Below are 26,556 nucleotides of genomic sequence, written 5' to 3' on the forward strand. Positions count from 1 at the left end.
GGGCGAAAGGGGCGAATATACACACGTAATGTCTGGTGGCTCGCTCGCCCGTCGCGCCGGCGTGCTTGTAACCGTCTTCGCCCTGCTCCCGGCGCTGGCCTGGTCCTGCTCCGCCTCGGGCACTCCGTCGGCGCCCAACGATCCGTTCTGGCCCCAGCAGTGGAACATGACCCAGATCGGTGTGCCGGCGGCGTGGGGCGCCAGCACCGGCCGAGGCGTGAAGATCGGGATCGTCGACACGGGAGTCGACCTCGGCCACCAGGATCTGACTGGCAAGGTCGTCGCCGGCACCAACTGCATCAACTCCGGGGGCGACTCCACCAAGTGCAACGGGAGCGCCCAGGACGACAACGGGCACGGCACGCACGTTGCGGGCATCGCCGCCGCGTCGACCAACAACGGGCTGGGCGTAGCGGGCACGGCACCGGACGCCCAGCTGGTGGTGGCCAAGGCCCTGGACTCCCGGGGCTCCGGCAACTTCTCGGACGTCAACGCCGGCATCATGTGGGTCGTCGACCACGGCGCCCGGGTGGTCAACCTGAGCCTCGGTGACTCCACGCCGATCATCCCCGGCCTGCTGGGGCAGAACTCCCTGGAGACCGGCATCGAGTACGCCTGGAGCCACGGCGCGGTGCCCGTGCTGGCCTCGGGGAACACCAACTACTTCGGCCTCGGCAGCCAGAACTACGGCAACACCGACGCCATCATCGTCGGGGCGACCGGCACCAACGGCCAGATGACGAGCTACTCGAGCCCCCCGGGCAACGCCAAGTGGTCGATCGTGGCGCCGGGAGGCGACGGGTACGACGGCACCGGCCAGCCCAGCTGTGACGGCGCTGCCCGGGCGAACTGCGTCATCTCGACGTACTGGTCGGCGGGACAGGCCAACTCCTACGGCTACGACGAGGGGACATCGATGGCGACCCCGCAGGTGACGGGGACCGTGGGCCTGCTCCTGGCGATGGGACGCACCCCGCAGCAGGCGGTGTCCGAGACCCTTTCCTCGGCCAACAAGGCGACCGCCTGCGGGTCCGGCTGCGCCGGCCGCCTCGACGCCTCCAGCGCCGTCGGCGCCGGTCCGGCCCCCGCCGCCCCGTCGAGTCCCGCCGGCGGCTCGTCCGGTCACGCGACCAGCGGGGCGGCCTCCGCCAAGCCGTCGGGCTCGGCAACCACAGGGACCCAGGCCCAGCAGCCGAGGACGTCCTCCTCGGTGTCCTCCGTAGCCAGTCCGTCGCCCAACTCGCGGGAGACCGCGGCCGGGAACCTGGGCATCCCGAGCTCCGGCCAGGGTCGCGACGGCCGACTATCGGACGTCGCCGGCGTCTTCGCCGTGCTCGCCTTCCTCGCCGCTGGGTTCACCGCAGCCTTCCGAGTGCGCCGGCACTTGCGGAGCTGAGTCTTCCGACGCCTCCCGGAGCGGCCCGAAGACGTGGGCTGTGACCAGCGAAAAAGAGCGGGCCCCTCCGGCTTTCGATTTCGCCGGCACGTCCCGCTAGATTGCCCCGCGTGAACCGCGAGCTCCGCCGGGGTGGCCACGGCTCCCACTCGCGACGAGGTCTCTGGGTCGCCATCGGCCTGGCCTTGGTCGCCGTCTCCGGCTCCGCATGCACCATCCCCGCGTTCGGCGGGTTCAAGGGCGCCACCGACCAGGGTCACGCCGCGTTCCACATGTGGGAGTGGTCCCTCCTGGTGGCCATGGCCGTCGGGGTCATCGTGTGGATACTCATCTTCTGGTCGGTCATCCGCTACCGGAAGAAGAGCGACGAGCTCCCCAAGCAGATCCGCTACAGCACCCCCGTGGAGATCTTGTACACCGTGGTGCCGATCCTCATCGTGATCGGGCTCTTCTACTTCACGGTCATCGTCGAGGACCGGATCGACGCGGTGAGCCCGACCCCAGCGGTGACGGTGAGGGTCACCGGCTACCAGTGGGCCTGGCGCTTCGACTACCAGGGATCGGGCGTCTCCGTCGTCGCCGAACCCAACCACCTCCCTCAGCTGGTCCTGCCCGTGGGCGTGACCACCCGCATCAACCTCGTCTCCAACGACGTGGTCCACGGCTTCTACATTCCCGCGTTCAACTTCAGCCGCTACGCTCAGCCGGGGGTGACCAACACCTTCGACTTCAACCCGACCGAGAGCGGGACCTTCGTCGGTCGGTGCGCGCAGTATTGCGGCCTTTACCATTCCCAAATGCTGTTCAGCGTCAAGACCGTGAGCCGGGGGGAGTTCAGGACCTGGCTGGCGGGCCAGAGCTCGGGAGCGACGGCATGACCATCATCGGCGAACGCCCGGCGACCATCGTTCACGAGCCCGAGCACGGGGCCGAGCCCTCGGGGATCTACAAGTGGCTCACGAGCACCGACCACAAGGTCATCGGCAAGAGCTACCTGATCACCTCGTTCCTCTTCTTCCTACTTGCCGGCCTCCTGGCCATGGTCATGCGCACCCAGCTGACCGAGCCCAACAGCACGATCGTGAGCCAGCACGCCTACAACGAGCTGTTCACGATGCACGGCAGCCTGATGATGTACCTGTTCGCGGGGCCGTTCGCCTTCGGCGGCTTCGCCAATGTCATCGTGCCGCTCCAAGTCGGTGCCCCCGACATGGCGTTCCCCCGACTCAACGCCCTGTCGTACTGGCTGTACCTCAGCGGCGGGCTCATGATGGTCTCGGGGTTCTTCACCGCGAGCGGCGCCGCTGACTTCGGCTGGGTGGCCTACGCGCCGCTCTCCAACGTCACCAGCACGCCAGGGGCGGGCCCGGACCTGTGGATCATGGCCCTGATCCTGACCGGGTTCTCGGCCATCTTCACCGGCGTCAACATCATCACCACCACGTTCTACCTGCGGGCGCCGGGCATGACGATGTTCCGCGTCCCGATCTTCACGTGGAACATGGTCGTCACCGGGATCCTGATCCTGATCGCGTTCCCCGTCCTCACCAGCGCCCTCGTACTCCTCATGGCCGACCGTCACCTGGGCACCCACGTCTTCACGGTCCAAGGCGGTGGTGTGCCCGTGCTCTGGCAGCACCTCTTCTGGTACTTCGGGCATCCGGAGGTGTACATCCTCGCCTTGCCCTACTTCGGCATCGTGACGGAGATATTGCCGGTCTTCTCCCGAAAACCAGTTTTCAGCTACAAGGGTTTCGTCTTCGCCACCATGGCCATCGCGGGCCTCTCCACCGGCGTGTGGGCCCACCACATGTTCACCACGGGCGTCGTCCTCCTCCCATTCTTCAGCGGGTTGTCGTACCTGATCGCAGTGCCTACCGGGATCAAGTTCTTCGGGTGGATCGGGACGATGTGGCGCGGCCAGCTCACCTTCGAGACGCCGATGCTGTTCTCCATCGGGTTCCTGGTGACGTTCCTGCTCGGCGGCCTGTCGGGCGTGCTCCTCGCCTCGCCGCCGGTCGACTTCTTCGTCCACGACACGTACTTCGTCGTGGCCCACTTCCACAACGTGCTGTTCGGGACGGCCGTGTTCGCAGGCTTCGCCGGCATCTACTACTGGTATCCGAAGATCACCGGGCGCAAGCTCCACGAGCGCTGGGGCAAGTGGCACTTCTGGCTGACGCTGGTCGGGTTCAGCGTCACCTTCATGCCCCAGTACCTGCTCGGGCTCAAGGGGATGCCCCGCCGCATCGCCGTGTACTCGCCCGCCGACGGGTTCACCACGCTCAGCCGCATCTCGACTGCTGGCGCCTACATCCTCTTCCTGTCCGTGGTGTGCCTCCTCATCAACTTCTACATATCCTGGCGACGACCTATACGGGCCGGTCCCAACCCATGGGACGGACACACGCTGGAGTGGGCAGCCGACTCGCCGCCCGCCCACCACAATTTCGAGCGACTCCCGCTCATCCGCTCCGAGCGTCCCGTGTGGGACATGAACCACGGAGAGCCTGACGCACCGGGCATCGAGGGGCCCACCGGGGTCACCGTTTGATGAGCAGCGTCCCCCCCGAGGGCACCATCCCCGAGGACAAGGCGTTCACCAAGCACCGGCGCGCGTGGATCGTCGAGGCCCGCTTCCTCGTCGGCGTGGCCATCTTCTTCGCCGCCGTGTGCGCCATGTACTGGTTCGGGTCCTACGAGCGGGCCGGGAGCGTCCTGCTCATCTTCACCGCCTTCCTGGGACTGTTGCCGGGGGGCTACCTGCTGTGGTGGTCCCGACGCATGCGGCCCCGGGCGGAGGACCGCGACGACGCCGTTCTCGGCGAGGGCGCCGGCAACGTGGGTGCCTTTCCTGACGCCAGCATCTGGCCCTTCGTCTTCGGCATCGGCGCCGGCGTCTCGGCATCGGCGTTCGTGTTCGGCGCCTGGCTCGGGGTCCTCGGCGGCAGCATGATCATCTCGGCCATCGTCGGCGTCGTGGTCGAGAGCCGCCGCGGCGGCACCGTCTGAGCGCTCCCGGCTCGGCCGGGCCCGAGGCTCCGAGACAGCTGAGCCGGCCGTTCCGCGACGGCGACGGCGTCGTGCGGGGGCAGTTGTCTGCTCTTCCAAGGGCGGGCTCCGAGATCCACCAGCCTTGGGAGGAGTCCCGCCATGACATCTCTCGTGGACACCCTGCGGCGGCCTGTGGACGACGCCTGGCGCACCATCGTCCCCTTCCGGGATGATCGCCAGTCCGCTCCCCCCGCTCCTCCTCGGCTTGAACATCGTGACCGGGCTCGTCGATGCCTTCAGCTACCTGGTGCTCGGACACGTCTTCGTCGCCAACATGACCGGCAACGTGGTCTTTCTCGCCTTCGCGCTCACCGGGGCGAGCGGCTTCTCCCCTGCTGTCGGTCCTTGCAATGTTCCTGGGAGCGCTCGCTGGAAGCCTTCTGATGCTCGAGGTCAGCGACGCCTTGAGCATCGGCGTGGCCCTGGTCATCCTCTGTCTGATCGGGATCGGCGCTGGAGCTCTCTCGCGCCTCAACCGGCAGTGGGTGCACGCCTCATAGTGCGACAGCACCCCCCGGTGCGCTCAGCGGCTAGCTGTTCCCGGCGGGGCGGTGCCAGGGGCGGAAGAAACCTCCGAAGCGGCGGGGCGGCGTGACGGCGGTGGCCTCCGTGCGGTCCACTCCGACGCCGACCTCCTCGCCGCCCTCGTCCGGCCGACGGCGGCGGTCGCCCATGGCGCCGCGGGGCACGGCCTCCTCGGGCAGCGACTCGGGCGGCGGCTCCCCTTCGAAGTCGCCCGGGCGGATGTTGGCCGGGACCGTGGTGTAGCCGCCTTCGGCAGACCGCACGACCACGTTCGAGCGCTTGCGCAGTCCCGCCCCGGGAGCACGCGAGAGCTCCTTGCAGATCTGGTACGTGGCCAGGCCCACCACGATCGGAATCGTCGGGGTCCCGATTCGGAACGTCCACAGCACCCCGTTGAGCGACACCCTGAGCGTGTTGGCCAGGACGTCGGTCGAGCTGGCCAGGAACAGCATCACGTAGAACGACAGCACGCCGACCCCGAGCCCGGTACGGACGGGTCGATCGCGGGGCCGGTCGAGCAGGTGGTGCTCCATCCGGTTCTCCTTGGTGAACCGGGCCTCGATGAACGGCCACATGTACAGAGCCGTGAAGGTCAGCCCGGGCAGGACGACCGCCGGGTAGAAGGGAGCCGAGATCAGGTACCGACCGGCGAACTGGGTCTCCCAGGCGGGCATGATCCGTAAGGCGCCGTCGAGCCAGCCCATGTACCAGTCGGGCTGCACGGCGTAGCTGACCTTGAAGGGCTCGTAGGACCCGTACAGCCAGATGGGGTTGATCTGGAACAGGCCCCCGAGGAGAGCCAGGCCGGCGAAGATGATGAAGAAGTACCCGGTCGTCTTGGCGACGTAGGTGGGCCAGAAGGACGACCCCACAACGGTTCGGTTCGTTTTCTCCTTGCCCGGGAAGTCGGTGTGTTTCTGGTGCCACATGATCCCCAGGTGGGCGACGAGAAGGCCGGCGATGACGGCGGGGATGATGAGGATGTGCAGCGAGTAGAAGCGGGGGATGATGTCGCCGTTGCCCGGGAAGTTGCCGCCCCACAGCAGGAACGCCCCCCACGTCCCGATGATCGGGAGGGACAGGAAGATCGAGAAGGCGATGCGCAGGCCGGCGCCCGAGATCTGGTCGTCCGGCAGCGAGTACCCGATGAACCCGTTGACGATGACCAGGATCAGCATCGTGAGCCCGATCATGTAGTTGAGCTCCCGGGGCCGGCGGAAGGCCCCGGTGAAGAAGATCCGGCACAGGTGCACGACGACCGCGGCAGCGAAGATGTCGGCCGCCCAGTGGTGCATCTGGCGCATCACCAGTCCGGCCCGCACGTTGAGGCTGATGTCCACCGTCGACTGGTAGGCCTCCGAGACCCGCTGCCCCCGCAACGGGAGGTAGCTGCCGTGGTAGATGACCTCATGGGTCGAGGGCACGAAGAACAGCGTGAGGAAGATCCCCGTGATGATGAGGATCACGAAGGTGTACATGGCGATCTCGCCGAGCAGGAAGGACCAGTGATCCGGGAAGATCTTGTTCAGCGCTGTCTTCCCGATCTTGGCCACCCCGAAGCGGTCGTCGGTCCAACGCGCCAGCTCGACCGTGCGGTCCTCGAGCGAGGGGCGCGGCGCGTCGCGTGACTTCATCGTCGGGCGCTTGATCACTGTCCCGCCGCCGTCTTCGGAGGATTCAACGTCGTCGACGTGTTGCGCTCCCAGAAGCCAGGCCCCACCGGCTCCTGGAAGTCCGACTGGGCTCTCAGGAAGCCGTCCCCGTTGTCCATGATAGGGAGCTGAGGTAAGAGGCGCGGTGCTGGTCCGAAGATGGGTCGGGCGCCGTTGAGGAGCGTGAACACCGACTGATGGCAGGGGCAGAGCAGCTGCTGGACCTGCTGCTGGTACAGGCTGACGGGGCATCCGGCGTGGGTGCACAGCTTGGAGTAGGCCAGGTAGCCGTGTGGTGACCACGTCTCCCGCCCCGGCAGGGTTGTGATGGGCACGGACGACGCCCTGATGAGCAGGGTCTGGGAAACCGCGTCCCCCGCGTGACCCTCGGGGAACACGGTCAGCACCCCGCCCACGTCGACGTCGTCGGCCATGACGGGACGGCCGTCGATGCGCACCAGTCTCGAGCCGCGACGAAAGAAGGTGAAGTCCAGCGCGTTCCCGGGCCGGGGGTTGTACAGGGAGCGGAGGAACGGGAAGATCCCGACGATCGAGAAGACGCCGATCGCCGCGCCCAGGAGCTTGCCGAGAAAGCCTCGTCGCTCGACGGCCACCGAGCCCCTCGAGAAGGCTGCGCCGAAGGCCCGCCGGTCCGACTCGGGCTTGGGCAGCTCGTGACGATCCTCGACGAAGGGGCCCTGGGGCATGAGGTACTTACCCCAGGCGGCGACGCCGACCCCCATCCCTCCCAGACCGAGCCCCAGGAGCGCGCCTTCGGCCTGGACCTGGCCGCCGAGCGAGTAGGTGATGGCCAGGCCGATGGTGGCCAGCACGCTGACGACGAAGCACAGGGCGACGAAGTTCTCGGCCCGGCGCGGGCGCTGGACCGGGATCTCGAGGCGGATGTCCTCCACTGCGGTGGCCGTCGCCGCGCCCGAGCCGGTGCTGGTCGAGCCAGCGCCGCCAGGATTGTCCCCGCCGGGGTTCTCGCCGCCCGTGCTCATGTGGTCGCTCCCGATCTCATCCTCACCGCCTGGGCTCACCAGCGCCCTCCAGGCGATCCCCCTCGTCGCCGGCCGGGTCTATGTGGTCGTCATCCAACGTGTGGCCGTCATCCGAGCCGGGCGGCGTGGTCGCTCCTGCCCTGATCCCGATCCAGTAGGCCGCGAGTATCAGCACACCGAGGCCCACCACGATGGCGATGAAGCCCTCCGTCACCGGCCCCACGTGACCCAGCCCCGCGCCTCCGGGGTTGGCGGGGTGCTGCAGGTAGGTCACGTAGCGGACGACGTCGTTCACCTCCTGGTCGCTCAGGGTGCCGGGCCCGAAGCGGGGCATGTTCCCCGGCCCCGTCCGGATGGCCTCGGCGATCTGGGTGGGCGACGCCTGGTAGAGGGAAGGGGCGAAGGCACTGTTGGCCAGGGCGTCGCCCACTCCGGTGATGACGTGGCACCCGGCGCAGTTCAGCCCGAACACGTCGTTGCCGTTGGCCTGGTCAGCCGCCTGTTGGTTGAGGGCGGGGATGCCGACTCCCCCGGCGCCGAGCGACGTGACGTAGGACACGATGCCGAGCTGCTGGGTCCGGCTGAACAACACCGGCTTGCGCACGGCCTGAGCGCCCGGGTACGCCAGCGGCATCCGTCCCGTCGACACCCAGAAGTCGACGGTGGCGGCGCCCACCCCGACCAGGTTGGGGCCCCGGTCGGTCCCCTCGGCGTTGAGCCCGTGACAGCTGGAGCAGTTGTCCACGAACAGCGGCTGTCCCACGGTCGACAGGGCGGACGGAACAGGAACCGTCGGCGACGTGGTCGATGGGGCGGCCGCCGGGGTGGTCGACGCCGTCGAGGCCCCGCTCCCAGGCGTGGTGGGAGCGGTGGACGGCTGGGCGCGCGCCGGCGTCGGCCTGCCGCCGAACGACAGCAGGCCCAGGGCGACCACGAAGGCCACCAGTGCAGCGGGGAGAAGGAGCCGGTTGCGCATCACGATCTAGTGGAGGAGGAACAGTGAGGCGTAAAGACCTACCCAGACGATGTCGACGAAATGCCAGTAGTAGGCGACGGCCTGGAACGCGGGTATCTCGCCCGGGTCGCCGCGGGGGCCGATCATCCGACCCAGCAGGGCCACCATGGCCAGCAGGCCGAGGGTGACGTGCAGCGCGTGAAGGCCGGTCATCATGAAGAACATCGACCCGTAGGCGTTGGTCTTCGGGGTGAAGTCGACCGTCAGCCACTCGTACAGCTGGTTGGCGACGAACGCCGCACCCAGCAGGAAGCTCATGATCGTCCAGAACCGGGCCGAGCTCCGGAGGACCTTCTCCTCCTGCCACACCGCGTGCTGCATGGTCACGCTGGACATGACCAGGATGAACGTGAAGATGCCCGCCCGGATGGGATCGACGTGGGTCGACGTAGGCGGCCAGGGGTTGCCGTCGTGGGCGCGGATGGTGAAGTAGGACGCGAACAGGCCACTGAAGAACATGAGCTCGGAGGCCAGCCAGATGATGGTCCCGACGCCCACCATGGACGGGCGCTTGGCGTGCGCGGGTCCGTAGCCCGGAGTCCCCTCGACCGGGATGGCCTGAGTCACGGGTCCAGTTCTTAGTCGAAGGGGCCGCTACCAATCACATCGGCGCCGACCGGCTCCGTTGAGCCTGGTGAGGGCGCCATGGCCGACGGCAGGGGACGCTCGTGCACGACAGTCAGGCGCCTGGTCGCACGGGTCAGGGCGACGTAGAGGGCCCGCAGGCCCTGGGGCTCCTCGTCGACGATCACGGCCGGCTCCACCACGACCACCGAGTCGAACTCGAGGCCCTTCACCACCTCGACCGGGACCACGGTGATGGCGAAATCGAGCCCGTCACGGCGGGCCTCGCCGAACGAGAGGCCGGCGCGGCGCAGACCGTCGGCCAGCGCTGGCGCCAACGAGCGGGGAGCGACGATCCCCACCGTGCCACCGCGGACGCGCGCCGCCTCGCCGTCCGCATGCGCCACCACCTCGGCGACGAGGCGGCCGGAGTCGGCGGCGACCAGGGCCGGCTCCTCCCCCGTCACACGGGCCGAGCGAGGGGGACGGACCAACGGGGCCGCCGCCTCGAGGACGCGGCTCGACACCTTCATCACCTCGTCGGGCGTGCGGTAGTTGACGCTGAGCTCGACTGTCCGCGCCGATCGTCCGGGCGCCAGGTGGGCCACGACGTCCGCCCACGTCGTCGGCGCCACGGGGCCGGTCGCCTGGGCCAGGTCGCCGACGACGGTCATCGAGCCAGAGAGCGAGCGGCGCGACACCATCCGCAGCTGCATCGGCGACAGGTCCTGGGCCTCGTCAACCACGATGTGCCCGTACGAGCGAGGCTCGTCCTCGCCGCCGGAGCCGCCGGAGGACACCGGCCCCAGCAGCACCCGGGCCTCGTCGATGAGTGGGAGGTCGGCGACCGACCAGGGGATCTCGTCCAGCGAGCTGCTCCGGCGCCGATGCAAGGCACGCAGCTCGGCGTCGTCCAGACCCGCCCGACGGCCGGCGAGGCGCAGGAGAGGCGGCGCACCATAGAGGTCGTGCAGCAGCTCCTCGGGCCGCAGGCGGGGCCACATGCGATCGAGGGCCTCGGCCAGGGCCGGCACCCGGCGCACCTCGCTGATGAACTCATCGTCCTCCAGCTCGAGAGTGGTCACGCGCTCGCCGCCGACCCGCGCCAGCGACTGCCGGTACTGCGTCAGCAGACGGCGCCCCACGAGGGTCTCCAGCTGCCGCCGCCGGGAGTTGTGGGCGCCGGAACGGCGGCGGACGGAGCTCACCACCTCGGTCGAGTCCTGGACCGTGAAGCGGAGCACCGCCGATCCGAACGGTACCTCGACGTCGCGGGCCAGCGGTCGCTGCCGGTCCCGCACCGCCCGGCCGATCAGCGTGGCCATCGCGATCCGACCCTTCAGGGCGGCCGTGTCCGGGTCGTCCGATCCTCGGGCTTCGACGCCGGAGACGAGGCTCTCGGCCGTGCCCAGGACGACGCCGTTCTCACCGAGGGACGGCAGGACCTGCTCGATGTAGCGGAGGAAGACCCGGTTGGGGCCCACGACGAGCAGGCCCTGGCGCTCGAGAGGAAATCGATGGGTGTACAGCAGGTAGGCGGCGCGGTGGAGGGCGACCGCGGTCTTCCCGGTGCCCGGCCCGCCCTGGACGACGACCACACCGGGCAGCGGGGCCCGTATGATCTCGTCCTGCTCCCGCTGGACCGTGGCCACGATGTCGCGCATGTGGCCGGAACGGGACCGCTCGAGGGCCGCCAGCAGGGCTCCGGACCCGACGCGGCCCTCGGTGTCACCGTCGGCGAGCCCGTCCTCGCCGCTCGGCTCCCCCGATGGGAGCATGAGGAGTTCGTCCTCGATGCCGAGCAGCCGTCGACCGTCGGTCGAGAAGTGCCGGCGCCGGACGAGACCCATGGGGTGGCGGGCCGTGGCCCGGTAGAAGGGCTCGGCGATGGGCGCCCTCCAGTCCACCACCAGCGGCTCGTGATCGGCCCCGGATACGGCCAGGCGGCCGATGTAGAACGTCTCGCGCGCGCTGGGGGCGGTGTCCCCAGGCGGGCCTCCCGGGCCGGCGTTGCCGGTCCCGTCGGAGGCCGCCCGGTCGATGCGGCCGAAGCACAAGGAGTGGCGACCGATCTCCAGCTGGTCGAGGCGCTGGAGGCTGGTGCGGACGATCACGTCCCGCTCCTGCCGGGCCTGGTGGGTGCCTCCCTTGCCCTGGTCGAGGACCGCCTCCAGCCGACGCTGGGCGGCATCACGCATGGCCGCCAGCCGCTCGTAGGCGTTGTCGATGTAGGCCTGCTCGCTCTGGAGATCGGGATGGGGCACCGGCAGGTCCGGGGTTGGTCCACCGTGGGCGGGGAACAGGTAATCCTAATACCGTTCACCGCCGAGGCCGAACGCCCGGCGGCGACTCCGTCGTCGGCGCAGGTAACGTCGCCGCGTGCCGCTCGAGGAGTCCCCGTTCCTGCGGGCCTGTCGGTGCCGGCCCACCGATCGGGTGCCGGTCTGGTTCATGCGCCAGGCCGGTCGATCCCTTCCCGAGTACCGCGCCATGCGCGGTGACGGCAGCGTCCTGGAGGCCATCGCCCGCCCCGAGGTGGCCGCCGAGCTGACCCTTCAGCCGGTCAGACGCTACGGCGTCGACGCCGCCATCCTGTTCTCGGACATCGTGGTCCCGGTGGAGTCGATCGGTTTCGGCGTCGACGTGGTGCCGGGGGTGGGCCCGGTCGTGGACCGCCCCTTCTCGGGTCCGGAAGACCTTTCCCGCATCAGGCCCCTCGAACCGGAGAAGGACATCCCATACGTGCTGGACACGGTGCGCCTCGTCGTGCAGGAGCTGGACGTACCCCTCATCGGCTTCGCCGGCGGCCCGTTCACCGTGGCCAGCTACCTGGTCGAAGGCGGGCCGTCCCGCAACTACGCGCGGACCAAGACCCTGATGCGGCGCGACCCGCGGACCTGGTGCCAGGTGACGGAGCTGCTCGCTGACCTCGCCCTGGCGTCACTGCGGGCCCAGGTGCTTGCCGGCGCCAGCGCCGTCCAGCTCTTCGACAGCTGGGTCGGCGTCCTGTCCCCTGACGACTATCGGGAGCTGGTGCTGCCGGCCACCCAGCGCATCTTCTCCGGGCTGGCCGACCTGGGCGTGCCCCGCATCCACTTCGGGGTCGGTACCGGGGAGCTGCTGTCGCTCATGGCTGCGGCCGGCGCCGACGTGGTCGGGGTGGACTGGCGGGTACCCCTGGACGCGGCCCGAGAGCGGGTGGGACCAGGGCGCGCAATCCAGGGCAACCTCGACCCGGCCAGCTGCCTGGCGCCGTGGGAGGTCGTGGCGCCCCAGGCGCGCAAGGTGCTGGCCGAGGGCGGCGGTCGCCCCGGTCACGTCTTCAACCTCGGCCACGGCGTGCTGCCCGAGACCGACCCCGACGTCCTGCACCGGATCGTCGACCTGGTCCACGAGGAGGGCCGAACCGGATGACGGCCGGCCGCGAGGTGGTGGTCGTGGGCGGCGGCATCACCGGTCTGGCGGCGGCGTGGGAGCTCTCGGGCCCAGCGGCCGGCGATCGTCCCGCCACGGTGACGGTCCTCGAGGCCGGGACCCGCCTCGGGGGCAAGATCGGCAGTCAGGATCTGGGCGGTCAGCCGGTCGACTCGGGGCCCGACGCCTTCGTCGCCCGCGTGCCTGATGGCGTAGCTCTCTGTCACGAGCTCGGGCTGGGCGAGGAGCTGATCGCACCGGCGACCAACACCGCGCTCATCTGGACGCGGGGCCGTCTGCGCCACCTGCCCGACGACACCGTGCTGGGGGTGCCGACGCGGCTGCGGACGCTGGGGGCCTCGAAGATCGTCTCGCCCGCAGGGCTGGCGCGCGCCGGCCTCGACCTCGTCCTTCCCGCCGACGCCTCCGCCGACGACCGCTCCGTCGCCGCGTTCATCGACGCCCGCCTCGGTCGAGAGGTCCGCGAGCGCCTCGTCGACCCGCTCCTCGGCGGCATCCACGCCGGGTCGACCGAGCACCTCAGCCTGGCTGCCACCGCGCCGCAGCTCGACGCGGCGAGATGCGAGCACCGGAGCCTGCTGCGCGGCCTGCGCCCGTCGCCACCCGAGCCCGGCGCCGCGCCCGCCCCCGTCTTCCTCACCCCGCGCCGCGGCCTCGGCCAGCTCGTCCAGGTGCTGGCCCACCAGCTGGCCGAACGAGGTGTCGAGCTGCGCACCGCGACACCGGTCGAGAAGCTCGAGCGAGCAGAGGGACGGTGGCAGGTGGGCAACCCCCACGGGCCCGTGGTGGCGGATCACGTGGTCCTGACCGTGCCGTCGTTCGTCGCCGCCGACCTGGTGGCGTCCCAACGACCCGACGCCGCTTCCGAGCTCGCCGCCGTCGAGCACGCCTCGGTGGTCCTCGTGACCCTGGCCTATCCATCCAGCGCCGTCTCGCTGACGCCGGGAGTCAGCGGGTTTCTCGTTCCCCGGGTGGACGGGCGCCTCATGACTGCGTGCACGTGGCTGTCGGCGAAGTGGCCTCACGTGGGGCGCCCCGGCCAGACCCTGCTACGGGTCTCAGCCGGCCGCTGGGGAGACGACCGGGCCGTGCGAATGGCCGACGACGAGCTCCTGGGGCGGCTGCGGGCCGAGCTGCAGGAGGCCATGGGCATCACGGCCCGCCCCGACGCCGCCGCTGTCACTCGCTGGCCGTGCGCCTTTCCCCAGTACCAGGTCGGGCACCTGGAGCGGATGGCCCGCATCCAGGGCGCCCTTGCCCGCCAGCCGGCCCTGGCCGTCGCCGGCGCCTCCTACGGAGGGGTGGGTATCCCCGCCTGCATAGGCCAGGGCCGGCGGGCGGCCCGGGCCGTGCTCGACCAGCTGGCAACTGGCGCCCGGCGATGAGCCGTCGGCCGGCGCAGCGCCCGTGTGGGGTTTGCGGGGCGAATTTGGGAGAATCGCGAGAGCTGGGCCGGAGAGCGAGGTGACGAGATGGCCAGGGCTATCTGGAGCGGGTCGATCAGCTTCGGGCTGGTCAACGTGCCCGTCAAGCTGTTCACGAGCGTGCGGAAGAAGGACGTGCGCTTCAACCAGCTCCACGCCACGGACAACGTGCGCATCCAGCAGAAGCGGGTCTGCCCCGCCGACGGCCAGGAGGTGTCCTGGGACGACCTGGTGAAGGGCTACGAGGTCAGCCCCGGCCAGTACGTCGTGGTCACCAACGAGGAGCTCGACGCGCTCGATCCGGAAGCCACCCACACCGTCGACATCGAGGACTTCGTGGCCCTCGAGGGCATCGACCCGCTCTACTTCGACTCGTCCTACTACCTGGTGCCCGATGCCACCGGCGTCAAGCCCTACCGTCTCCTGCTCGACGCCATGACCGAGAGCGGTCGGGTGGGCATCGGTCGGGTGGTGCTGCGCACCAAGCAGTACCTGTGCGCGGTGCGACCCCTCGGCGACGCCCTGGTCCTCACGACGATGAACTTCGCCGACGAGGTCTCGCCGGCCAGTGAGCTCGAGGGGCTGCCGGGCCCGGGGGCCGAGGCGTCGAGCCGCGAGATGAAGGTGGCCAAGCAGCTGATCGACTCGCTGACGGCCAAGTTCGAGCCCGACAAGTATCACGACACCTACCGCGAGGGGGTCCTCGAGCTCATCGAGGCCAAGGCCCAGGGGCAGGAGGTGGTCTCCGAGCCGCCGCCCGAGAAGGCCGCACCCGTGGTCGACCTGATGTCGGCGCTCGAGGCCAGCCTGGCCGCCGTCAAGGACAAGGGCGAGCCCGAGGACGCCGGGCCGGAGAAGCGACGCGCCACGTCCTGAGTAGCGCCGCGCAAAGACTGGGGAACATGTCCGCCATCAGGGTGTCCGCCGTCGGGTTGGCGGCCGGGCTGATCACGGCGTTCTCGTTGCCGCCGTGGGGGTTCTGGATCCTGGCTCCTGTCGGCCTGGCCATCCTCTACCGGCTGCTCGAAGGCCGACGAGCGCCGACCCGGGCGCTGGCAGGCTTCACCGCGGGCATCGGGCTCTTCTCCCTCGGCCTGTTCTTCACGACTGCGTTCAACGCCGGCGGGTGGGCGGTGCTGGTGCTCTTCGAGTCGGCCTTCGTCGCCGTCGCCTGCGCCCTGGTGCCCCCGGCAAGAGGACGGAGCCTGGCCTTCCCGGCCGTCCTCGTGCTCGCCGAGGTGGTCCGCGGCTCGTGGCCCTTCGGCGGCCTGCCGATGGGCGGCATCCCCCTGGGCCTGGTAGGCAGTCCCGTCGGGCCCGCCGCCCGCCTGGGGGGACCGATGCTGCTGCTGGCGCTCGCCGCGCTCGGCGGTGTGGTCCTTGGTGAGGCGGCCCGCCTCGTCCCGCTGGGCCGGCGGACGGACCCGCGCCAGCGGACCCAGGCGCTCGCCACCACGGCGCTGGCCGCCGTGGCCATCGTCGGCCTGGCCGTCGCGGGCGACCTGGCTCCCGACGGCGGGGCGGCGGTGGGCAGCGATCGCGCCGCCCTGGTACAGGGCGGGGGGCGGCGCGGCTTCCGGGCCTCCCAGGTCGACCCGGCGTCGGTGTTCGACGCCCAGCTCACGCCCAGCCTGGCCCTCCAACCCCCACTCACGCTCATCCTGTGGCCCGAGAACGTGCTGGACCTGAACCAACCCCTCCGGGGCTCCGCCGAGGCCCAGCAGGTCGGCCAGCTGGCGGTCACCAAAGGAGCCACGGTCGTGGCCGGGGTGACCGAGCCGGTCGGGACGAACCAGTTCCGCAACATCGCCGTGGCCTGGGCCCCGTCGGGGGCCGTCGTGGCCACCTACGACAAGGTCCACCGGGTCCCGTTCGGGGAGTGGATCCCGTGGCGGTCCTTCTTCGGCCTGCTGGCCGATCTGTCGGCCGTGCCCCGCGACGCCATCCCCGGTCACGGGCCGGGGATCCTCCACACCCCTGCCGGACCCCTCGGCGTGATGATCTCCTACGAGGTCTTCTACGAGGACGCCGGGAGGGCCGCGGTGCGGTCGGGCGCCCGGCTCCTCACCGTGCCGACCAACACCGCGTCGTACTCGACCAGCCAGGTGCCGACCCAGGAGCTGGCCACGGCCAGGCTGCAAGCCGTCCAGGAGGGTCGCGATCTCATTCTGGCCTCCCCCACCGGCTTCTCCACCATCATCGACCACCGGGGCCACGTCCTGGCCCGGTCGAACCTCGGCTCCCAGCAGGTCATCGAGGGGACGCCGGCGATGCGCACCGGGCTCACGCCCTACGCCCGGACGGGGGACATGCCCGTGCTCGCCGCCAGCGGGCTGGCGGTGCTGTCCGCCTGGGCGCTGGAGGCGACAGCACGGCGCCGCCGGCGCGCGGACCCAGACCGCTAGCGCCGGCCGCTCACGGCTGCTTGTCGCTGACCCCCGCAGAGTCGAAGGTGGCCATCTCCCGCACGATCCGCGCTGCTCCCTGGAGCACCGGAAGCGCCAGGCAGGCGCCGGTCCCCTCCCCCAGGCGGAGGTCCAGGTCGAGCAGGGGCGACAGACCGAGGTGATCGAGGCCGATCGACGCGCCGGGCTCGCTGGAGCGGTGCCCTGCGATGCAGAAGGCGGCGCATCCCGGCGCCACGGCCTCGGCGACCACGCCGGCGGCGACGGCGATCACGCCGTCGACGAGCACCGGCACGCGGGCGGCCGCCCCGGCCACGATGAAGCCGGCCAGGGCAGCGATCTCGAGGCCACCGAGGGACGCCAGGACGGCCAGTGGGTCGTCGCCAGCGACCGCCTCGGTCCGGGCCAGTCCCCGCTCGACGACGCGAACCTTGCCGGCCCACTCGTCGTCGCCGATGCCGGTCCCCCTGCCCGTCACCGCCGACGCCGGGCGACCCGTGAAGGCGGCGATCAGGGCGGCCGACGGGGTCGTGTTGCCGATCCCCATGTCACCGGTGATCAGGCACCGGGCACCCTTCGTCACCAGGTCAGTCGCCACCGCCGCCCCGACGTCGAGAGCGGCGGTCGTCTCCTCGGTCGTCATGGCCGGCTCCTCGGCCAGGTTGGCCGTCCCGGCCCGCACCTTCGCCGCCACCAGCCCGTCGGCCGGTGCCAGATCCGCGGCGACCCCGACGTCGATCACCATCACGTCCGCCCGGGCGTGACGGGCGAGCACGTTGATGGCCGCCCCGCCGGCACAGAAGTTGGCGACCATCTGCGCCGTGACCTCGGCCGGCCACGGCGAGACGCCTTCGGCCAGCACGCCGTGGTCACCAGCGAAGACGGCGACGACACCCGGTTCGGGGACCGGTGGAGGTGACTCCCCGGCGATGCCGGCCAACTGGACGGCGAGGGCTTCGAGGCGGCCGAGCGACCCTCGCGGCTTGGTCAGCCGGTCGAGGTGGGCAGCGGTCGAGCGTGCCGCGGCATCATCGGGGCGGCCGAGGCGAGCCAAGGTGTCGACAAAGGCCGACATCGACGACCGCGCTCAGTCGTCCGGCGAGGCGGACTGATCGAGGAGGGCCTCGATCCGACCTTGGCGGTGCTGCTCGTGGTCGATGAACAGCAGGCGGTTGAAGATGACGAACTTGCCGACCCAGATCACTCCCCACGCGGCGAGGGCCGAGACGTTGACGATGATGGCCGTCGCAAAATGGGACGAGGTGATGTGCGGCGCCTCGGTCTCGGCGATGTCCACGGCCAGGACCGACAGGAGCAGACCGAGGAAGGCCAGGCCCCAGAAGGGCACGATCTCCTTCCAGAGGTGCGAGGGCCCGGTCTTGCCCCACGCCCATCGCCGGTTGAGGTAGTAGGAGGGCACCGTGGCCACCGCGGTGGCGATGATGTTGCAGGGCACAGCGGACGCCAGCTGCAACACGCCGAAGGTCAGGAACAGCACGGCCTGGCTGACGGCCACCGACACCACCGAGACGAGCGAGTAACGAACGGCTTTCTTGCCCGACGGCGTGGACGCCCAAGCCCGAAGGTCACTGGGAGCGAGGCTCACCCCCTTCATCATATCGTCACAATCCGCTCGTTCCCACGTCACCCTCGGGGGCGCCGGAGCCAGCCAGACGCCTCACGCCGGATCGAGCGCGTTCGCCCTGGCCACCGAGCCGAGCCACGAGGCACTCGGCTTGGGGTGACGCTCGAAGGTGGTGCGGTCGACGGCGACCAACCCGAAGGTCGGGCGGTAGCCGAGGACCCACTCGAAGTTGTCGAGCAGGCTCCAGTACAAGTAGCCGCGCACGTCGATGCCGTCATCCAGGCACCGGCGCACCCCGGTCAGGGCGCGGCGGACGTAGGCGACCCGGCGGTCGTCGTCCTCGGTGGCGATGCCGTTCTCGGTGACCAGCAGGGGAACGCCGCCGGTCACCTCCCACGCCCGGCGGAGCGCCGCCTCCAGCACGTCGGGCCAGAACTCGTAGCCCATCTGGGTCGTCTCCACTCCCGGCTCGGGCCCGAGCGCCCCAGGGGGGCCGACCCGCACGCGGGAGTAGCACTGCACGCCGAGGAAGTCGTCGCCCTGCGCCGCCTCGAGGTAGATGTCCTCCATCGACCTGCGGATGCGCTCCACGGTGGGCTCGCCGCCGTCGACCGCGTGATAGTCGGACATGGCCAGGGTGAGTCCGACCGGGGCCGTCCCCGGTCCCGAGCGGATGGCCGCGGTCGCCTTGCCGTGGGCGTCGATCATCACCTGGTTCACGGTGCGGCGCAGGGCGGGATCGCGGCTCCCCGGAGGAAAGACCCCCGCCAGATAGCCCATGAGCGCCACGATGTTGGGCTCGTTGATCGTGCACGCCCACCCGATGAGGTCACCCAGGTGGGTGACGGCGCGCTCGCAGTAGCGGGCGAAGAGGTCCGACGCCCCGTAGTCGGCCCATCCGCCGGCCTGGGCCATCCAGCGCGGGCTGGTGAAGTGATGGAAGGTGACCATCGGCACGAGGCCGTGCTCGTGGCAGCAGGCGCAGACCCGCCGGTAGTGGTCGAGGGCTGCGAGCGACCATTCCCCCCGCTCGGGCTCGATGCGGCTCCACTCCAGCGAGAACCGGTAGGTGCCGAAGCCGAGACGGGCCAGCAGGGCGATGTCCTCGGGATAGCGATAGAGCTGGTCGCAGGCGTCCCCGCTCGGCTCGACGCAGCCCGAGCCCGGCTGATGCTCCCAGGCCCACCAGTCGTTGTTCCAGTTCCCACCCTCGACCTGGTGCGCAGCCGTGGCGGTGCCCCACAGGAAACCCTCTGGAAAACGCACCGCCATTCGTCCGACAGTAGCGGAACGGGGACGGCGCTACTCGGACTGAACGTCTACAAGGGAATGACAATATGACCGGATGACAGCAGCGCTCGACGCCCTGGTCGCCCTCCTCGATCTCGAAGCGATCGAGGTCAACATCTTCCGCGGCGTCAGCCCCGACGAGAAGCGACAACGCGTCTTCGGTGGCCAGGTCGCCGGTCAGGCGCTCGTCGCCGCGGGTCGGACCGTCGAGCGCGGCGACGTGCATTCACTGCACGCGTACTTCCTCCGCCCCGGCGATACGACCGTCCCCATCCTCTACGAGGTCGACCGCATCCACGATGGACGATCGTTCACGACCAGACGCGTCGTCGCCATCCAGCACGGGCGGGCGATCTTCAACCTGTCCGCGTCGTTCCATGTCCGCGAGGACGGCGTGGACCACCAGGTGCCGATGCCCGAGGCACCGGAACCCGAGTCGCTGCCGACCTACCAGGAGCGCCTGGCTCCGTACGCCGAGCGACTCGGAGACTTGCTGAACCGCCCTCAGCCGATCGACCAGCGCTACGTCGACAACGGCGGAGGTCTGTTCCGGGCCGGCGTCAGCGATCCTCGCCAGAAGGTGTGGATCCGTGGGGACGGCCGCCTCGCGGACGACCAGCTGCTGCACGCCTGCGTCGTGGCCTACGCCTCGGACATGTCATTGCTGGACTCGGTGATCCTGCCCCACCCCGTCAGCTGGGAGGACCCCCACCTCATGAGCGCCAGCCTGGACCACGCCATGTGGTTCCACCGACCCTTCCGGGCCGACGAGTGGATGCTCTACGACCAGGAGAGCCCGTCGGCCTCGGGGGGCCGCGGCCTGGCTCGGGGGAGCATCTTCACGAGAGACGGCCGGCTGGCGGTCTCGGTGGTCCAGGAGGGCCTGGTTCGCCTGGTCTGAGTCCCTCAGCGCTGCTCGAGCGGCACGTAGTGGCGCTCGTCCTCGCCGCCGTAGAGCTGGCGGGGGCGGGCGATCTTGGAGTCCTGGTCGAGGAGCTCCGTCCAGTGGGCGAGCCAACCCGAGGTCCGCGGTATCGCGAACAGCACCGGGAACATGTCGATCGGAAAGCCCATCGCCTGGTAGATCAACCCCGAGTAGAAGTCGACGTTGGGATAGAGACGACGAGAGGTGAAGTACTCGTCTGACAGGGCCCGCTCCTCGAGCTTGAGGGCGATGTCGAGCAGCGGGTTCTTACCGGTGACGTCGAAGACCTCGTCAGCGGTGCGCTTGATGATCCTGGCCCGCGGGTCGTAGTTCTTGTACACGCGGTGGCCGAAGCCCTGGAGGCGGCCCTCGCCGCGCTTGACGGCAGCGACGAAGTCGTCGACGTGGTCGATCGAGCCGATCTCGGTGAGCATGCGGATGACAGCCTCGTTGGCCCCGCCGTGGCGGGGACCGTAGAGGGCGGCGCAGGCGGCGGCGCAGGCGGAATACGGATCGGCGTGGGACGAGCCGACGACGCGCATGGCCGTGGTCGAGCAGTTCTGCTCGTGGTCGGCGTGGAGGATGAACAGCACGTCGAGGGCGTGGGCGAGGGCCGGGTTGGCGTCGAAGCGGGGCTCAGCGATCTTCCACATCATGGACAGGAAGTTCGCCGCGAAACCCAGGGAGTTGTCCGGGTAGACAAACGGCATGCCGACGCTGAACCGGTGGGCGGCGGCTGCCAGCGTGGGCATCTTGGCGATGAGTCGGGTGATCTGCTTGTCACGGGACTCGGGGTCGAAGATGTCCTTGGCGTCGAGATAGAACGTCGACAGGGCTGCCACCGCCGAGACGAGCATGCCCATGGGATGGGCGTCGTAGTGAAAGCCCTCGAGAAAGCGCTTGCGCACGTTCTCGTGGATGAAGGTGTGGTGGGTGATCTCACGGCGCCAGACCTCGAATTGGGCCGGCGTGGGCAGCTCGCCCTTCAGGAGCAGGTAGGCGACCTCCAGGTACGAGGACCGCTGGGCCAGCTCGTCGATCGGGTAGCCGCGGTACCTGAGGATGCCCGCCTCGCCGTCGAGGAACGTGATGCCGCTCTCGCACGCCGCCGTGGAGGTGAAGCCGGGATCGTAGAACCAGACGCCGGGCAGGAGCTTCGACCATGCCGTCGCCGAGATCCCGCCGTTCTCGATGGGGATCTCGACCGACTGGCCGTTGCGGTTGTCGGTGATGGTGACGCTCTCTGGCACAAGTCGGCCCTCTTCCTCTCGCCACCCCCAGGGCCCATAGTACGGCGGGTCCGAGGGCTCCTGATCAGGAACGGTGCCGGTAGACGTTGGTGTCCCGGAGCTCGAACCCCAGGCGGCGATAGAGGCGGTTGGCGGCCTCCCGGGAGGGCCGGGAGGTGAGGTCGACGCTCCTGACGCCGGCCGCCGCCGCCCGCCGGATGGCCTCCTCGTTGAGGGCCTCGCCGACGCCCCGCCCCCGGGCGCCGTCGTCGACCACCACGTCCTCGATCCACGCCCGCATCCCTGTCGGGATGCGGAACATCACGAGGGTCAGCGTGCCGACGATCCCGCCCTCGGGCGGGCGGGCGACGAGCAGCGTGGTCGCCGGAGACGCGACGATCTCGGCCAGCTCGGCCGGGCCCGGAGGCGGCGAGGACGACGACAGCTGGGGCACCAGCCCGGTGATGGCCTCGACCAGCTCGGCGGAGACCTCGGTCGCCGCCTCGACCCGCACCTCCACTTACTCGGGGTCGGGCACGGGCTGTGGAGGCGGTGGCCCCGTGTAGTGGGCGCTCGGGCGGATGAGGCGGTTGTCGCCGGCCTGCTCGAGGATGTGGGCGCACCAGCCGATCGTGCGGCTGCTGGAGAAGGTCGGGGTGAACAGTGCCCGGGGCAGCCCGCACTCGCTCATCACGACGCCGGCGTAGAACTCGACGTTGGTGTACAGCGATCGGCCCGGCTTGAGCTCGCTGAGCACACCCACCACGGTCTGCTCGACCTGTCGGGCGAAGTCCGCCAGCGGCCCGCCGAGGCCGAGGGCCACATCCCGCAGCATGAGCGAGCGGGGGTCGTCGGTCTTGTAGACCCGATGGCCGAAGCCCATGATCCGCCCGCCCCGCTGGACCACGTCACGGATATAGGCGTCGGCGTTCTCGGGTCGACCGATGGCGTCGAGCATGTCGAGGGCCCGACTGGGAGCGCCGCCGTGGAGCGGACCGGAGAGCGCGCCGATGGCACCGACCACCGCGGCGCCGAGATCGGCGCCGGTCGAGGTGATGACCCGGGCGGTGAACGTCGACGAGTTGAAGCCGTGGTCGATGGTGGAGATGAGGTACTTCTCGAGGGCCCGGGCCTTGGCCGGATCCGGCACCTCTCCGCTGAGCATGTAGAGGTAGTTGGCCGCGTAGTCGAGCTCCGGGTGCGGCTCGATCGGCTCGTGGCCCTCGCTGAGTCGGTAGAGCGCCATCACGAGCGTCGGGACGAGCGCGCACATCCGCATGGCCTCGTCCTCCAGTTCCGAGGCGCCGAGGTCCAGGCTGGCCCGAAAGCCGAGCGAGCTGGCGCTCAGCGACACCGCCGACCGCAGCGCGTCGAGCGCCACGAACCGGTCGCCCGCAGCGGCGATGGGGGGCAGCAGCGGACGCACCGAGTCCGGGATCGTGCGGTAGGCGCGCACCCGCCGGCGTAGCTCCTCACGCTGAGCGGCGGTGGGCAGCTCTCCGAAGAACACGAGGTGCCACACGTCCTCGAGCGAGCGCTTCTCGGCCAGCTCGACGGCGGAGTACTGGCGGTAGTGGTAAAAGCCCTCGAGGCCGCGAACGTCGCCGATGGTGGTCTCGGCGACGACGACACCCTCGAGGCCCTTGGGGACATCGGTGACGGCCTGCTCGACCGGTCGGATCTGGGCGATGCGCATGAGGTCGCGCATCGAGACCACGCCGACCAGCTCGGTGTCCTCGACGACGGGGATGTGCCGGTACCCGTGCTCGGCCAGGTTGCGCCACGCCTCGGCGACCTCGACGTGGGGCGACACCGTGTCGGGCCGCTCTGTCATCCACTCGGACACCTTGGTCACGGACGCGTCCGCGCCCGAGGCGGCGAAGCGAACGAGGTCGCGCTCGGTCAGGATGCCGACCGGGCGTCGTTCCTCGACGACCACGACCGATCCCAGCCGGTGCTCGGACATCCGCCCAGCCGCCTCGGCCAGGCTCTCGCGGGGCGCGGCCGTGATGGCGGGGCTGCTCATGACGTCGGCGACGGTACGGGTGCGGGGTCCGGTGGCGTCGGTCATGAGCCTCCTCTGCGTGGGTCTGGGTCGAGTGTACGGGACCCGCGCCGACGGGTCTTCGGCGCCGTGGGCGCTACCGTGGAGCGATGGACGCGTTGCGATGGAGCGACCGGCCCACGCTCCGCCGGCCGGTCCTGGTGGCGGCGTTCGAGGGCTGGAACGACGCCGCCGACGCCGCCACCACTGCGGCCCGCTACCTGGCCCGATCGTGGTCGGCGCGCCCGTTCGCCGAGCTGGACCCGGAGGAGTTCTTCGACTTCACCGCGACCCGACCGCAGGTCCGCCTCGACGAAGAGACCACCCGGCACATCGAGTGGCCGGCGAACACCTTCACCTCCGCCGCCCTCCCCGGCCGGGCGCGCGACGTCGTCTTCCTGCACGGCACCGAGCCCCAGCTGCGCTGGCGGACGTTCAGCGAGGTGCTCGCCCACACGGCCAGCGAGCTCGGCGTCGAGCTCGTCGTCACCCTCGGGGCCCTGCTGGCCGAGGTGGCCCACAGCCGGCCGGTGCGGGTGACGGGCACGGCGGCCGATCCTCAGCTGGTGGCCCGTCTCGGACTGCGGCGCTCGCGCTACGAGGGCCCCACCGGGATCGTCGGCGTCCTGCAAGACAGCTTCTCCCGGTCCGGCGTCCCCTCGGCTTCGCTGTGGGCGACCGTCCCCCACTACGTGGGCCAGACACCCTCGCCCAAGGCCACGCTGGCGCTGGTCGAGCGCACCGCCGCGCTGCTGGGCGCCGGCATCGAGGCCGTCGACCTCCAGATCGCGTCCTCCGCCTACGAGCGTCAGGTCACCGAGCTGGTCGACGCCGACGACGAGGCGTCGGCCTACGTGGCCCAGCTGGAGCAGGACGACGACGAGGGTGACGAGATGCCTTCGGGCGATTCCCTGGCGGCCGAGGTGGAGCGCTTCCTGCGCGATCACGACGACTGACACGGGGGCGTCTCGTTTCCGGCGCTCAGGCCGAGCGCGTGAAGGGCCTGGGCGCCACCTGGGGCCAGGGGCGGACCTGCTCGTAGATGCGCGCCAGGCGCAGGACCATGGCGTCGGCGTGGCGACGCCCCATGACCTGGAGGCCGACGGGCAGCCCCGCCTCGGTGGGTCCGGCCGGCACCGACACGGCGGGGTTCCAGCACAGGTTCCCGACCATGGTGAAGGGCACCACCATGGCGGGGTGGACCTTCTGGCCGGCGATCTCGCTCGGCATCGGACCGCTGGCGGCGAACGCGGGCACGGCCGTGGCCGGGGTGAGCACCACGTCGACGTCACCGAAGACGGCGGCGACCTCCTGCTCCAACTGGGCTCGGCGGCGCACGATGCGCGCGTACCTGGGCATGGCGAGGTCGACCGTGGCGTCGAGGGCCAGGCGGCTGAGCGGGTCCATGTCGTCGGCCTGCTCGGGGTACATGCCCTCCTCGAGGTCCATCCACAGGTCGCCGGCGCCGGACGTGAGCCAGGTCCGCACCGGATCGGTCAGCGTGATCGGACGGTCGACGAGCTCGAGCCCGGCCGCCTCGGCGAGCGCGAGGGCGGCGGACTCGGTGAGCTCGGAGACCTCCGGATCGACGACGGCGAAGCCGAGGTCCGGCGACCACGCCGCCCGCAGGCCAGCCACGTCCAGCTCCTCGATGGCCCGCTCGAAGACGACGCCGGCGGGCGGGAGCGAGGCCCGGTCCCGGTCGTCAGGCCCGGCGGCCACGTCGAGGTGGCGGGCGGCGTCGGCGACGGACGTCGTCAGTGCGCCGAGACAGCTCGTCTGGGAGGGCGCCGCATCGGGGTGGGGGATGCGGCCGTAGCTGGCCTTGAAGCCGACCAGCCCGCTGAAGGCGGCGGGGATGCGGGTCGAGCCGCCGCCGTCGCTGGCGGTGCAGAAGGGAACGAGCCCGGCGGCGACGGCGGCCGCCGAGCCCCCGCTCGACCCGCCCGGCGTCCGGTCGAGATCCCACGGGTTCGCCGTCGTCCCCCAAGCCCGGGTGCTGGTGAAGCACACGGTGCCGAACTCCGGTGTCGCCGTCTTGCCGACAGGCACGGCGCCGGCCGCGCGCAGGCGGCGAACGTGGACGGAGTCCTCGGTCACCGGGGGCCTGCCCTTGAACAGCAGCGAGCCGTACGAGGTGGGCATGCCCGCGCAGTCCTCGAGGTCCTTCACGCCGAAGGGCACGCCGGCGAGGGGACCGGGGTCCTCGCCCCGCGCCCGGCGGGCGTCGACCTCTTCGGCCGCCTGGCGGGCCAGGTCCAGGTCGAGGTGGACGAAGGCGTTGAGCTTGTCGTCAGCGGCGCCGATGGCGGCGGCGTGCTGGTCGAGGACCTCGGTGGCCTTTCGCTCACCCTTGCGGACGGCCTCGGCCAGATTCACGACGGTGTCCATGGCGCGCACGCTAGTGGCCGGCCCGGGAGGCCGGCCGCGGGAGTCAGCCGCTGGCGCTTCAACGCCGAGGCCGGCCCGGGAGGCCGGCCGCGGGAGTCAGCCGCTGGCGCTTCAGTGCCGAGGCGGGCCGTAGGGTGGAGGGATGGCGCCGCTGGCTGCCACGTGCGTGTGGGACGTCACGCCGGAGCTGGTGATCGCCCTCGACGACCGCTTCGGCGAGTCGACCGACGCCTACGTGAACGGGTCACAGGTGTGGCTGCGTGACGACGGTCCCCGGGGGGTGACCCTGGAGTGGCGACTGCACCCGGTCGCCGGCTACCAGCGCCCGCCCGGGGTCGACACCTACTCGGTCTTCTCGTCCGTGGCCCTGGCGCTGGCAACGGGCGCGCCGCCGCCCGCGCCGCCCGAGTCGCTCTGGGACGGGCTGGAGGCGTTCGCCGCCTACGGCGACGAGCTGGAGCCCGCACCACTCGGCCACGCCGCGACCGAGTCGATCGGGATCACGCCCCGTGCTGTCGGCCTCGTCGACCACGGCGCCGTGGGCGACGCGTGGGAGCGGAGCCGAGGTCGGCTGTCGGCCGTGGCCCTGCTCCTCGAGCAGCTGGAGACCAGGTAGGT

The 26,556-nt window shown here is 70.6% G+C and carries 23 protein-coding genes; 11 read left to right on the forward strand and 12 right to left on the reverse strand.

What is annotated here, in order from left to right; all coding sequences use genetic code 11:
* From VGF64_16295 to VGF64_16310, 4 genes are all read left to right on the forward strand, one after another.
* Positions 1 to 1,396 (forward strand): S8 family serine peptidase (locus VGF64_16295; GenBank protein ID HEY1636320.1); only part of this gene is annotated, 1,396 nt, incomplete at its 5' end.
* 110 nt (positions 1,397 to 1,506) lie between these two features.
* Positions 1,507 to 2,274 (forward strand): cytochrome c oxidase subunit II, encoded by a 768-nt coding sequence (gene coxB / locus VGF64_16300; GenBank protein HEY1636321.1) that lies wholly within the window; start codon positions 1,507 to 1,509, stop codon positions 2,272 to 2,274.
* A complete protein-coding gene (gene ctaD / locus VGF64_16305) occupies positions 2,271 to 3,950 on the forward strand; it encodes a cytochrome c oxidase subunit I (GenBank protein ID HEY1636322.1) in 1,680 nt (559 codons plus the stop codon). Before coxB ends, ctaD begins: the two co-directional genes overlap by 4 nt.
* Positions 3,950 to 4,408, forward strand: coding sequence for a cytochrome c oxidase subunit 4 (locus VGF64_16310; protein ID HEY1636323.1), 459 nt, complete (start codon positions 3,950 to 3,952; stop codon positions 4,406 to 4,408). The genes ctaD and VGF64_16310 overlap by 1 nt, the downstream gene beginning before the upstream one ends.
* 572 nt (positions 4,409 to 4,980) lie before the next feature.
* Here VGF64_16310 and VGF64_16315 read toward each other — a convergent pair.
* The 5 genes from VGF64_16315 to VGF64_16335 are packed head-to-tail and all read right to left on the reverse strand — an operon-like array spanning position 4,981 to position 11,474.
* Positions 4,981 to 6,609: a ubiquinol-cytochrome c reductase cytochrome b subunit gene (locus VGF64_16315; GenBank protein ID HEY1636324.1), complete on the reverse strand. Its 1,629-nt coding sequence runs from the start codon at positions 6,607 to 6,609 to the stop codon at positions 4,981 to 4,983.
* Between the two features lie 14 nt (positions 6,610 to 6,623).
* Complete coding sequence (locus tag VGF64_16320) at positions 6,624 to 7,670, reverse strand: Rieske 2Fe-2S domain-containing protein (GenBank protein ID HEY1636325.1); 1,047 nt, start codon at positions 7,668 to 7,670, stop codon at positions 6,624 to 6,626.
* Positions 7,654 to 8,607: a c-type cytochrome gene (locus VGF64_16325; protein ID HEY1636326.1), complete on the reverse strand. Its 954-nt coding sequence runs from the start codon at positions 8,605 to 8,607 to the stop codon at positions 7,654 to 7,656. Before VGF64_16325 ends, VGF64_16320 begins: the two co-directional genes overlap by 17 nt.
* Positions 8,608 to 8,613: 6 nt before the next feature.
* A complete protein-coding gene (locus tag VGF64_16330; protein ID HEY1636327.1) occupies positions 8,614 to 9,213 on the reverse strand; it encodes a cytochrome c oxidase subunit 3 in 600 nt (199 codons plus the stop codon).
* Positions 9,214 to 9,224: 11 nt separating this feature from the next.
* Complete coding sequence (locus VGF64_16335) at positions 9,225 to 11,474, reverse strand: ATP-binding domain-containing protein (protein HEY1636328.1); 2,250 nt, start codon at positions 11,472 to 11,474, stop codon at positions 9,225 to 9,227.
* A 115-nt stretch (positions 11,475 to 11,589) separates the two neighbouring features.
* On the opposite strand from VGF64_16335, the gene hemE reads away from it, so the two are divergent.
* The 4 genes from hemE to lnt all read left to right on the forward strand — a co-directional run bounded on the left by hemE (position 11,590) and on the right by lnt (position 16,474).
* Positions 11,590 to 12,624, forward strand: coding sequence for a uroporphyrinogen decarboxylase (hemE, locus tag VGF64_16340; GenBank protein ID HEY1636329.1), 1,035 nt, complete (start codon positions 11,590 to 11,592; stop codon positions 12,622 to 12,624).
* Positions 12,621 to 14,030 (forward strand): protoporphyrinogen oxidase, encoded by a 1,410-nt coding sequence (gene hemG / locus VGF64_16345; protein ID HEY1636330.1) that lies wholly within the window; start codon positions 12,621 to 12,623, stop codon positions 14,028 to 14,030. The genes hemE and hemG overlap by 4 nt, the downstream gene beginning before the upstream one ends.
* An 87-nt stretch (positions 14,031 to 14,117) precedes the next feature.
* Positions 14,118 to 14,945 (forward strand): Ku protein, encoded by an 828-nt coding sequence (locus tag VGF64_16350; protein HEY1636331.1) that lies wholly within the window; start codon positions 14,118 to 14,120, stop codon positions 14,943 to 14,945.
* Positions 14,946 to 14,971: 26 nt separating this feature from the next.
* A complete protein-coding gene (lnt, locus tag VGF64_16355) occupies positions 14,972 to 16,474 on the forward strand; it encodes an apolipoprotein N-acyltransferase (protein ID HEY1636332.1) in 1,503 nt (500 codons plus the stop codon).
* 10 nt (positions 16,475 to 16,484) lie between these two features.
* Here the strand turns inward: lnt and cobT are convergent, their stop codons facing one another.
* The 3 genes from cobT to VGF64_16370 form a co-directional block, all read right to left on the reverse strand.
* A complete protein-coding gene (gene cobT / locus VGF64_16360; protein HEY1636333.1) occupies positions 16,485 to 17,549 on the reverse strand; it encodes a nicotinate-nucleotide--dimethylbenzimidazole phosphoribosyltransferase in 1,065 nt (354 codons plus the stop codon).
* A 12-nt stretch (positions 17,550 to 17,561) separates the two neighbouring features.
* A complete protein-coding gene (locus VGF64_16365; GenBank protein ID HEY1636334.1) occupies positions 17,562 to 18,080 on the reverse strand; it encodes a GtrA family protein in 519 nt (172 codons plus the stop codon).
* Between the two features lie 72 nt (positions 18,081 to 18,152).
* On the reverse strand, positions 18,153 to 19,331 hold the full coding sequence (locus VGF64_16370; GenBank protein HEY1636335.1) for a glycoside hydrolase family 1 protein: 1,179 nt from the start codon (positions 19,329 to 19,331) through the stop codon (positions 18,153 to 18,155).
* Between the two features lie 73 nt (positions 19,332 to 19,404).
* Between VGF64_16370 and tesB the strand changes: the two genes are divergently transcribed.
* Positions 19,405 to 20,250 carry an acyl-CoA thioesterase II gene (gene tesB, locus VGF64_16375; GenBank protein HEY1636336.1) on the forward strand — a complete coding sequence of 282 codons (846 nt, stop codon included), beginning with the start codon at positions 19,405 to 19,407 and terminating at the stop codon, positions 20,248 to 20,250.
* Between the two features lie 5 nt (positions 20,251 to 20,255).
* On the opposite strand, the gene VGF64_16380 is transcribed toward tesB, so the two are convergent.
* The 3 genes from VGF64_16380 to VGF64_16390 form a co-directional block, all read right to left on the reverse strand.
* Positions 20,256 to 21,524, reverse strand: coding sequence for a citrate synthase (locus tag VGF64_16380; GenBank protein HEY1636337.1), 1,269 nt, complete (start codon positions 21,522 to 21,524; stop codon positions 20,256 to 20,258).
* A gap of 64 nt (positions 21,525 to 21,588) precedes the next feature.
* Positions 21,589 to 22,023: a GNAT family N-acetyltransferase gene (locus VGF64_16385; protein HEY1636338.1), complete on the reverse strand. Its 435-nt coding sequence runs from the start codon at positions 22,021 to 22,023 to the stop codon at positions 21,589 to 21,591.
* The gene (locus VGF64_16390) at positions 22,024 to 23,574 is read right to left on the reverse strand and encodes a citrate synthase (GenBank protein ID HEY1636339.1); all 1,551 of its coding nucleotides are present in this window, start codon (positions 23,572 to 23,574) and stop codon (positions 22,024 to 22,026) included.
* Positions 23,575 to 23,657: 83 nt separating this feature from the next.
* Here VGF64_16390 and VGF64_16395 point away from each other — a divergent pair, with 83 nt between their 5' ends.
* Entirely contained in the window at positions 23,658 to 24,503 is an 846-nt protein-coding gene (locus VGF64_16395; protein HEY1636340.1) for a PAC2 family protein, read from the forward strand.
* 25 nt (positions 24,504 to 24,528) lie between these two features.
* Here VGF64_16395 and VGF64_16400 read toward each other — a convergent pair whose 3' ends face one another.
* A complete protein-coding gene (locus tag VGF64_16400; protein HEY1636341.1) occupies positions 24,529 to 25,938 on the reverse strand; it encodes an amidase family protein in 1,410 nt (469 codons plus the stop codon).
* A gap of 142 nt (positions 25,939 to 26,080) precedes the next feature.
* On the opposite strand from VGF64_16400, the gene VGF64_16405 reads away from it, so the two are divergent.
* Complete coding sequence (locus tag VGF64_16405) at positions 26,081 to 26,554, forward strand: hypothetical protein (GenBank protein HEY1636342.1); 474 nt, start codon at positions 26,081 to 26,083, stop codon at positions 26,552 to 26,554.
* Positions 26,555 to 26,556: the final 2 nt, after the last annotated feature.

This window comes from Acidimicrobiales bacterium (assembly GCA_036491125.1).
In the GTDB taxonomy this organism is placed as follows: domain Bacteria; phylum Actinomycetota; class Acidimicrobiia; order Acidimicrobiales; family AC-9; genus AC-9.